Source organism: Lysobacter sp. 22409, assembly GCF_052045105.1.
GTDB classification, from domain to species: Bacteria; Pseudomonadota; Gammaproteobacteria; order Xanthomonadales; family Xanthomonadaceae; genus Lysobacter; species Lysobacter antibioticus_B.
Genome location: NZ_JBQEOE010000047.1, coordinates 31,589 through 43,064 on the forward strand (window position 1 = coordinate 31,589; position 11,476 = coordinate 43,064).

Here is an 11,476-nt window from a genome sequence, read left to right on the forward strand (position 1 = left end):
CGTGTCTTGGATCGTTATTGATTTAAATTCGGCATGACGCGAGCTTTCGACGCTTGCCATTTTGCAAGTGTCGCAAGCTCGACAACAACAAGAGATTACGCCTGGCAGGGGAGGCCAGTGCCGTTGCGGTGCCGTGCATCGTGCTTTTGCTTGTCGCTAATTTTGCTCAGGCCGCTGCCGTGATCGCCGCACCTGACTCGCTGTAGCCGCACTTCGCCGACTTGATTCACCCTGGCGTGCCGGCCTCACCGGCCATCGACTTATCCGTATCTGCAAGACGGTCACCGACGTAGCCGACGGCGCCTCGTCCGTTATGCGCGGCGCACGCGACTCACATGGAGAAACACATGAACCGAATCTTCCGCATCCTCTGGTCGCAGGCACTGAACACCTGGGTGGTCGTTTCCGAGCTCGCCACGTCCCGCGGCAAGAGCGCGGGCGGGGTCGACCAGCGCAAGCGCGCGGGCGCGCTGGCGCTGACGCTCGACCGCGACGAGGTCGAGGGCACGCCGCCGGCGCGCCATTGGCCGTTGCAGCTAGGCGTGTTCTTCGCCTTGCTGGCGCTGTATGCGCCAGCATGGGCGGCAGACCGGTACTGGGATTTCAACGGCACGGCGGTCGGTAACGGCGGCAGCGGAACCTGGAACCTCACCAGTCCGTTCTGGAGCCCGAACAGCGACGGCGTCAGCGGTCCTTTCAGCGCCTGGAGCAACGCTGCGCTCGACGATGCGTTCTTCGGCGGAACCGCCGGAACGGTAACCCTGGGCGTGCCGATAACCGCTCACAATCTGACCTTCCTGAGCAACGGCTACACCCTCACCGGCAGCACCCTGACCCTGGCCGGCGCGACGCCCACCGTTACGACCAATGCCGGCGTCACCACCACCATCGGTTCGGTCATCGCCGGCAGCGCCGGCCTGACCAAGGCCGGCACCGGCAGCCTGTCCCTGAGTGGTGCGAACACGTTCACCGGCGCGGTCAATGTCAACGCCGGCAGCTTGACCGCGAGCGGCAACGGCGCCCTCGGCAACATCGCCAATGTCGTCAACATGGCCAACGCTACCCAACTGAGCGTGGGCACCACCGGGGGCGGTCTGGCAGGACGGACGGTTTCGCTCACCGGGACCGTCGCGATCTCCGGTGGCGGCGCCGGCAGCGGCTTCTATACCGGCAGCGGCAACGCCAATTTCTTCGGTTTGGCACTGACCAACAACTTCAGCAACTACACGGGCAGGACCACTTTCTCCAGTGGGGCCGCGTCCAGCTTCACCTCCATCGCCGACCTGGGCATCGCCAGTTCTCTCGGAGCGCCCACCACCGTCGCGAACGGCATCATTACCATCGGTGCTCCAGGCCAGACCAACGCCGTTCTCGACTATTTCGGCGATGGCGACACCTCCAACCGCGGCTGGCAAATCAATCCGCCGGCGGGTCCGAGCGGCGAGGCTGCGTATCTGCGCAACCGCGGGACGGGCACTCTGACCCTGACCGGCAACATCGCCCTGGGCGGCGGCTCGGGCAACTCCGCTCAGTTCCAGGCCTTGACCGCCGACATGGAACTGCTGGGCGTAATCAGCAGCAACAACGCCCGCGATGCCTGGTTCGTCGCCCAGGCAGGCCGCACCGTTCGCCTCGGCGACGCCAACACCTTCACCGGCCGGGCGGTGATCCGCGATGCAGGGCGGGTGGTGGTCAACACTCTCGCCGACCGCGGCGTCGTCAGTTCGTTGGGCGCCGGCAGCATCGTCAACCTCAGTGCGAACGGCACCCTGAGTTATACCGGTGCAGGTGCCAGCAGCGATCGCGATTGGCAGATAGGCGTCGGCACGCTCGCCAACGATGGCACCGGCGCACTGACGTTGAGCGGCTCGATGGCCCTCACCACCAACGCCACCCTTGCCGGCAGCTACACCGGCGCGGACAACGTCATTACCGGCGTGATCTCCGGCAACAGCAGCCTGCGCAGCGGCGGCGCCGCGACCTGGCTGCTCACCGGCGCCAATACCTACACCGGGACCACCATCGTCGACAACGGCGTATTGCGCGCCGGCACCGCTACCGCCTTCGGCGCGTCCGCTGCGGCCCAGGTCAACGGCGGCACGCTGGACTTGAACGGGTTCGACAGGACTTTCGACACGCTGTCCGGCACCGGCGGCACGGTCGAGCTGGACAGCGCCCTCCTGACTCTGAACGGTGCCACGGGTGTTACCTCGACTTATGCCGGCAGCATCACCGGGAGCGGCGGTCTGACCAAACTGGGGGCCAGCACCCAGACCCTGACCGGCGCCAGTACCTATACCGGCGCCACCACTGTCGGGGGCGGAACGCTGCGCCTGGATTTCAGCACCGCGGGAGGCCCGACCAGCGGCATCATCGCCGGCGCCTCCACGCTGAACATGATGGGCGGTACGCTCAACGTGACAGGCGCGGCCGGCGAAGCCAATACCCAGACCTTCAACGGCCTGAACGTCACCGCCAGCAACAACACCATCGGCGTCACCTCCGGCAGCGGCGGCAGCGCGACCCTCAACCTGGGCGCCATCAACCGCACCGGCGGCCTGATCAATTTCAACCTGCCGACCAGCGGCAACATCACCACCACCAACACGGCCCTGGGCGGCTGGGCGACGGTCAACGGCACCGACTACGCCAAGGTGGTAGGCGGCAACATCACCGCCTTCACCCTTGCCGACTACACCCAGAAAGACAATGCCGCCAATTGGCTCGACAACGAGTTCATCACCGACACCGCCGGCTTCTTCGGCACGGTGACCGGCACCAAGCAGCTCGGTGGACTGCGCTATACCCGTCCGGTGTCGACCACCGTGACCGTGTCGCCCGGCAACACTCTCGGCGTGGACGGCACCATCATCGTTGCGCCCACGGTGCTCAATACCAATCAGACGATCACCGGCGGACAGCTGACGGGCGCCAGCGGCGGCGACCTGGCGGTGCAGCAGAACAGCACCGGCAACTTCACCATCGCCTCGCAGATCGTCGACAACGGCGGGGCCACGGGTTTCACCAAGTCCGGTACCGGACTGGTCACGCTTACCAATGCCAGCAACAGCTACACCGGTCCGACCCGCGTGGTGCAGGGTACGCTGGCGGTCAACAACATCGGCAACGGCGGCGCGGCCAGCAGCATCGGCGCATCCGCGGCCGGTCCAACCAATCTGGTGCTGGAAGGAAGCACGCTGCGCTACACCGGCGGTACCACGACCAGCGATCGCGGTTTCACCATCGGCAAGTCCGGCGCGATCCTGGGTAGCGGCATCGAGGTGACTAATGCCGCGACCAATCTCACCTTCCAAGGCCTGTTGACCAGTGCCGACGGCGCCGATTTCACCAAGAGCGGCGCCGGTACGCTGACCCTGGCCAACGACACCAACAACAACACCGGCATCGTCACGGTCACGGGCGGCCTGTTGTCGGTCGATACCCTGGCAAACGGAGGCCAGGTCAGCGGCATCGGCGCGGGCACCAACGCCTCGGCCAGTTTGGTGCTCAACGGAGGCGGCCTGCAGTACACCGGCACGACCACCAGCATCAATCGCGGTTTCACCCTGGGCGCGAGCGGCGCTGGCATCGATGTGAGCGATTCGGCTACGACGCTGACAGTCAGCGGCACGGCGGTGGGGGCGGGCGCATTCACAAAATCTGGCGCAGGCACCCTAGTGCTGTCGGGTGCCAATACCTATACCGGCGCCAACAACGTGACCGGCGGCGTGCTGCGTGCAGGAACAGCGACCAATGCGTTCGGCGCCGGTGGCGCCATGAACCTGTCCAATACCGCCGGCGTGACCCTAGATCTGAATAATTTCGACAATATGATCGGCCCGCTCAACGGCGGCGGCGCCAACGGTGGCAACGTCACCCTCGGCTCGGCCACGTTGCGCATCAATGGCGGTAACGGCAATTACTCGGGCACGATCAGCGGCACCGGCGGCGTCTGGCGTTCGGGCGGCGGCGTACAGATCTTCAACGGCTGCAACCATACCTACACCGGCGCCACCACATTGCAAGCCGCCAGCCTGACTACCGACTGCCTGGCCAATGGCGGTCAGGCCAGCGGCATCGGTGCCTCCGGCAGCGCGTCGACCAATCTGGTGTTCAGCAACGGCAACTTGAACTACACCGGCGCGACCGTCAGCATCGATCGCGGTTTTCAGTTGACGGGCTATGCCGTCATCGACGTGACCAACGCTGCTAGCACGCTCGGCTTCGGTGGCCAGGTTACGGGCGGCGGCGAGATATACAAGGACGGCCCCGGCACGCTGGTGTTGTCCGGCAACAACGCCTACGGCGCCAACACACAAGTAAGAGGCGGCACCCTGCGCGCCGGCTCGGCCACGGCTTTCGGCACCACCAACGCCTTCGTGATGACCAATGGCGCCGGCGTACTGCTGGATCTGAATAACTTCAACGTCAACGCGGGCGCTCTGACCGGCGGCGGCCCCCTGGGCGGCAACATCGCCTTGGGCACCGGCACGCTGACTATCCGCGACGGCTTGAGTCAGATCTATGCCGGCGCGATCGCCGGCCCCGGCAACCTGATCAAGAACGGCCCCGGTCTTCAGACACTGTCAGGCTGCAACAGCAGCTACACCGGCACGACGACGATCAATGCCGGCGTGCTGGCGGTCAACTGCCTGGAGAACGGCGGGGTCAACAGCTCGATCGGCGCCTCCGCCGCCGACCCCGCCAATCTGACGCTCAGTGGCGGCACCCTGCGTTACGTGGGTACGGGCAGCAGCACCGACCGGCAATTCACTCTGGGTACCAGCGGCGGTTCGCTCGACGCGTCCGGCACCGGCATCGTCCATTTCGCCTCCACCGCGCCGGTGACCCTGGCGGGCGCCAACGTCGCCCGCACGTTCACCCTGACCGGCACCAACACCGGCGACAACCTGTTCGCCGCGCAGTTGAACAACAACGGCGCGGGCGTCACTTCGCTGACCAAGACCGGCACCGGCACCTGGCGCCTGAGCAACAACAACAGCACCTACACCGGCATCACCACCATCAGCGGCGGCGTGCTCAGCGTCGACCAGATGGCCGACGGCGGTCTGGCCAGCAGCATCGGCGCCTCGTCCGCCGCCGCCGCCAACCTGGTGATCGGCAACGGTTCCACCTTGCGCTACACCGGCGCGGGCGACAGCACCAACCGCCAGTTCACTCTGGCTCCCGGCGTCACCTTCATCGAGTCTTCGGGCACCGGCGCGCTGCAGTTCACCAACACCGGGCCGGTGACGCTGAGCGGCACCAACACCGCGCGCACCATCGCCCTGGGCGGCACCAATGCCGGCAACAACACGATGGGCGGCACTATCGGCAATAACGGCACCGGCGCCACCACCCTGGCCAAGAACGACAGCGGCACCTGGATCCTGACCGGAAACAACACCTATTCCGGCAATACGGTCATCAACAACGGCAACCTGGTGATCGGCAACGGCGGCACCACCGGCAATGCCGGCGTCGGCAACGTAATCGTGGATTCGCCGACGTCGACCCTGTCGCTCAACCGCAACGACACCTTCACCTTCAGCGGCACCCTGAGCGGGCCGGGCACGCTGGCCCAGATCGGCAGCGGCACCAGCGTGCTGACCTCGCCCGGCAACAGCATCGGCGCCACCACCATCGCCGCCGGCACCTTGCAGGTGGACGGCGGTCTGGCGACGGCGACGGTGGGCATGACCGGGACCTCCGCGCTGAGGGTGAACGGTACGGTGCAGGCCGCGGGCGGCACTCAGGTCGCGCTCAGCGGCGATGCCGGCGCTCAGAGCGTCACCGTCGGCACCGCCGGTACGCTGCGCGCCGCCGGCGACCTGGGCGGCGGTAACGACACGATCGCCCTTACCGGCATCCTCGATACCGGCACGGGCACGTTGCAGCTCGGCGACGGCGACGACACGCTGGTGTTGAACGACGGCGCGCAAATGCTCGGCGGCGGCGTGAGCACCTCCGGCGGAGGCACCGATACCCTGGTGGTCAACACCGCGCTCGGCTACGCCCTGGACGGCGGCAGCATCGACACCTTCGAAATTCTGACCAAGCAGAACACCGGCGCGCTGACCCTGACCGGCGATCACGTTTTCGCCGTCGCCACTGAGCTCGACGGCGGCACGCTCGATGTGGACGGCCGGCTGGAGACGTCGGCCCTGTCGATGGCCGACGGTACCGTGCTCGACGTGGACGGCATCGTCGAAGCCGCCGGCAACACGCCGACGGCCGTCAGTGGCAGCGCCGGCGTCAACACGATCGATGTCGGTCTCACCGGCACGCTACGCGCGGCCGGCGACCTCGGCGACGGCAACGACGCGGTGACCCTGGCCGGACTGCTCGGCACCGGCGCCGGCACCTTGGGCCTGGGCGCCGGCGACGACGTGCTGACGCTGCGGGACGGAGCGGTTATCGAGAGCGGTTCCGGCGGTGTGGACGCCGGCGCGGGCGGTAGCGACCGGCTGATCCTGGACAACGCCTCGGCGATGGTCTTCGACGGCAGCCAGACGGCCGGCTTCGAGACCTTGACCAAGCAGAACACCGGTACCGCCAGCATGACCGGTAGCCAGAGCTTCAGCGGCGGCGTCGCGATCGACGCGGGGACGTTGGATATCGACGGCACGCTGCAGACGCCGACCATTACCTTGGCCGACGACACCGCATTGGGCGTGGACGGCACGGTCGGCGGCAGCGTCGGCCCCGCCGCCGCGATCGGCGGCAGTACCGGCGCGAATACGGTCAGCGTGGGCGCGGGCGGAACGCTGCTGGCGAACGGCGACCTCGGCGCCGGCAACGACGTCTTGGATGTCGCCGGCAGCCTCGACACCGCCGGCGGGGTGTTCGCGCTCGGCGACGGCGACGACACCCTGACCATCCACGAGAACACCAACATCATCGGCACCGTCTCGGCCGGCGCCGGCAACGATACCTTCGACACCCATATCGACACGGTCGCCGACTTGGGCGCCGTGCAGGGCTTCGAGACGCTGAGCAAGACCGGCTCGGGCGTGCTGAACATCAACGGGCCGATGAGCTCGGATTTCACGGCGGTGACGGTCGCTGCGGGCACCTTGAACATCGCCGCGGCCGGCAGCGTGGTTCCCGCGCCTGGCAGCACGCTGGATACCACGGTGGCGAACGGGGCGACCCTGGTCGTCGACGGCAGCTACGGCTGCGGTGGCGGCAACGACACGATGACCGTGGCCGGCACCGTGGCCGGCACCGGCACCATCGACCTGTGCGGCGGCGACGATCGCCTGACCCTGCAGGATGGCGCGGTGCTCAACAACGCCATCGACGGCGGCCTGGGCGGCAACGACAGTCTGGTACTCGACAATGCCGGCCAGCTCGACTTCGATGCCGGCAACACCGATGGTTTCGAACTGTTGCAGAAAACCAACACCGGTACAGCGACGCTGACCGGCAGCCAGAGTTTCGCCGGCGGCGCGACGATCGACGGCGGCACGCTGGACGTGGACGGGACGCTGGAGACGCCGACCGTCGCCCTCGTCGACGGCACCACGCTCAACGTGGACGGGACCGTGCAGGCCGGTGCCGGCAGTGCGGCCGCGCTGACCGGCGATGCCGGCATCAACACTGTCCGTGTCGGCGCGAGTGGCACGCTGCTGGCGAACGGCGACCTGGGCGCGGGCAACGACGTGCTCGACGTGCTCGGCACCTTCGACACGGGGGGCGGCGTGTTCGCGCTGGGCGACGGCGACGACAATTTCGTGGTTCACGACGGCACCGTGGTGATCGGCACGATCGACGGCGGCGCCGGCGTCGATACCCGCACCTACGACATCAACACCAGCGCCGACCTCGGTGCGCTGCAGAACTTCGAGGGCGTGACCAAGAGCGGCACCGGCGTGCTCAATATCACCGGCCCGGGCGCCACCGACCTGCAGGATGTGCAAGTGCTCGAAGGCCGCCTGGACGTGCATGCGGGCGCCAGCATCGTCGCCTCCGCGGGCAGTTCGCTGAATGCCGTGGTGGCCGCCGGCGCCACATTGAACGTGGATGGCGCCTTCGGCTGCGGCAGCCAGGCGGACACTCTGAGCGTGTCCGGCACGGTCAGCGGTAGCGGCAGCGTCAATCTGTGCGGGGGAGACGACACCCTGATGCTGGGCGACGGCGCCGACATCGCCGGGCTGCTGAATCCGATCGACGGCGATGCCGGCGACGACCGGGTTGTGCTCGACAACGCCGGCCTGCTGACGCTGGACGGCGGCGACATCGCCAATTTCGAAGCGCTGCAGAAGGACAACGGCGGCGAGGCGCTCCTCACGGGCGCACACGGGTTCAGCAGCGGCACCGCCTTGAATGGAGGCACCCTGACCGTCGCCGACAGCCTGGATACGCCGACCCTGACGATGGGCGACGGCACCACACTGAATGTCGACGGCAGCCTGCAGGCGGCAGGCGGCGCCGCGACGGCGATCAGCGGCAGCGCCGGCAGCAACACCGTCAACGTCGCTGCCGGCGCGAGCCTGTCGGCGAACGGCGACCTGGGCGATGGCAGCGACGTCCTCGATGTCGCCGGCAGCCTCGACACTGACGGCGGCGTATTCGACCTGGGCGCGGGCGACGACACCCTGAGCATCCACGACGGCACCAACATCGTCGGCACGGTCGCGGCCGGTGCCGGCACCGATCTGTTGAACGCCGACATCGCCACCAGCGCCGATCTTGGTGCGGTACAGGGCTTCGAGACGCTCAGCAAGACCGGCGTCGGCGCGCTGAACATCAACGGCCCGGCGGGTTCGGACTTCGTCACCGTCGATGTGCTCGCCGGCAGCTTGAACGTCGGCGCCGCCGGCAGCGTGGTCGCACAGAACACTACCATCGCCAGCGGTGCGGCCTTGAACCTGGATGGCAGCTACTTGGGCACCACCGGCAACGACAGCTTCACCGTCGCCGGCACGGTCGCCGGCAACGGCGCGGTGAACCTGCTCGACGGCGACGACACGTTCACGATCCAGGACGGTGCCGATCTCTCAGGACTGAGCAATGCCGTCGATGGCGGCACCGGCAGCGATACCTTCGTCGCCGATCTGGCCGGCACGGCGACCCTCGGCGGGGCGATCGGCTTCGAGACCCTGACCAAGACCAACACCGGCACCCTGCACGTCGACGGTCCGGCCGTCTCGGCGTTCACCACCGTCAACGTCGACGGCGGCACCCTCGACATCGGCGCCGGCGGCGATATCGGCGGCGTCAACACCGCCACCGTAGCCAACGGCGCGAACCTGATCGTCGACGGCGCCTTCGGCTTCACTACGGGCGCGGACAGCTTCACCGTGGCCGGCAACGTCAGCGGATCGAGCGTCATCGACATGCTCGACGGCGACGATCATCTGATCCTGCAGGATGGCGCCGACATGAGCGGCCTGGCCACGCCGATCGACGGCGGTGCCGGCATCGACACTCTGACCGCCGACTTCGCCGGCAACGCAACCCTCGGCGGCGCCACCGACTTCGAGACCTTGACCAAGACCAACACCGGTACCTTGAACATCGACGGCCCGGCCGCGTCGGACTTCACCACCGTCAACGTCGACGGCGGCACGCTCGACATCGGCGTCGCCGGCAGCGTCAGTGGCGTAGCCACCAGCACGGTCGCTAACGGCGCCACCTTGAACGTGGACGGCAACTTCGCCGGCACGGCCGGCGGCGACACGATGACGGTGTCCGGTGCGATCGCCGGCAGCGGCGCGATCGCCTTCGACGACGGCGACGACACCCTGACCCTCAATGACGGTGCCGACCTGAGCGGCTTCGGCGGCGTGCTCGACGGCGGCGCCGGCGGCGGCGATACGGTCGTGCTCAATAACGCCGGGGCGTTGAGCTTCGGCGCCGGCAATACGGTCAACTTCGAATTTCTGCAGAAGGACAACGCAGGCATCGCGACCCTGACCGGCACCCAAAGCTTCAGCGGCGGCACCACCCTCAACGGCGGCGAGCTCGCGGTCGCCGGCGCGCTGAGCACGCCGACCGTGGCGATGAACGACGACACCACGTTGACCGTCGACGGCAGTCTGGACGCAGGGGCGGGCATCGCCGCCGCGATCACCGGCAGCGTCGGCGTCAACACGGTGACTATCAACGGTTCGGCTTTGGCCAACGGCAATCTCGGCGCCGGCGAGGACGTGCTCGACGTGGTCGGCACGCTGGACACCTTGGGCGGCACCTTCGCACTGGGCGACGGCGACGACAGCTTCGTCGTCCACGACGGCACCACGGTGCTCGGCACCATCGACGGCGGCGCCGGCCTGGATACGCGCGTCTACGACATCGATCTGACCGCAGACCTGGGTGCGTTGGTCAACTTCGAAGGCGTGACCAAGACCGGCACCGGCACGCTCAACATCATCGGCCCGAGCGCAACCGACTTGCAGGAGGTCAGCGTGCTCGGCGGTACCTTGAATATCGGCCCGGCCGGCAGCGTGGTGGCGACCGCAGGCAGCACACTGGCCACGGTGGTCGGAGCCGGCGCGACCTTGAACGTCGACGGCAGCTTCGGTTGCGGCGCCGCCAACGACACGATGAGCGTGTCGGGCACCGTGTCCGGCAGCGGCAGCATCGACCTGTGCGGCGGCGAAGACGTGCTGACCCTCGGCGACGGCGCCGCGCTCAACGCGGTCATCAGCGGCGGCGGACACGGCAGCGGCGACACGGTGGTGCTCGACAACGCCAACGCCTTCAGCTTCGATGCCGGCAACACGATCAACTTCGAGTTCCTGCAGAAGGACAACGCCGGCGAAGTCACGCTGACCGGCATCCAGAGCTTCAGCGGCGGCACCACGCTCAACGGCGGCATTCTGAGCGTGGCCGGAACCCTGCAAACGCCGACCTTGGCGATGGCCGACGGCACCACGCTCGCGATCGACGGCCGCGTGCAAGGCATGGCCGCGGGCCAGACCGTGTTGACCGGCAGCGCCGGCGTCAACACGGTCGAAGTGGCCGCTGGCGCGAGCTTGCTCGCTTCCGGCGACCTCGGCGACGGCGACGATGCATTCGACCTGGCCGGCACGCTCGACACCGGCAGCGGCACGTTCGCGCTCGGTGCCGGCGACGACCGCTTCATCGTCCACGAAACCACCGCAGCGATCGGCACGGTCGAAGGCGGCCTCGGCAACGACACGCTCGAGGCAAATATCGGAGGCGGCTTCAACGTGCCGCTGGGCAGCATGCTGGGCTTCGAATCGCTGGCTAAGTCCGGTGCCGGTGCGTTGCAGATCAACGGGCCTTCGCAGTTCATCGACGTCGAGGTGATCGGTGGCCTGCTCGAAGTCACCGCCAGCGGCAGCGTGTCCGCGCAGAACACTACGGTCGCCGCCGGCGCGACCCTGAAGGCCACCGGCCTCTACAGCGGCACCGCCGGCAACGACAGCTTCGCGTCGTCGGGCACGGTGATCGGCAACTTCGAATTCGGCGCCGGCAACGACAGCGCCGATTTCCGCGGCGGCGA

Annotated in this window: 1 protein-coding gene; it reads left to right on the plus strand. The window is 67.7% G+C overall.

Annotated elements, in window-relative coordinates:
• Positions 1-347 precede the first annotated feature (347 nt).
• Positions 348-11,476: autotransporter-associated beta strand repeat-containing protein (locus tag ACTJJK_RS19845; RefSeq protein ID WP_440731046.1), on the plus strand; the 11,129-nt coding region annotated here is incomplete at its 3' end.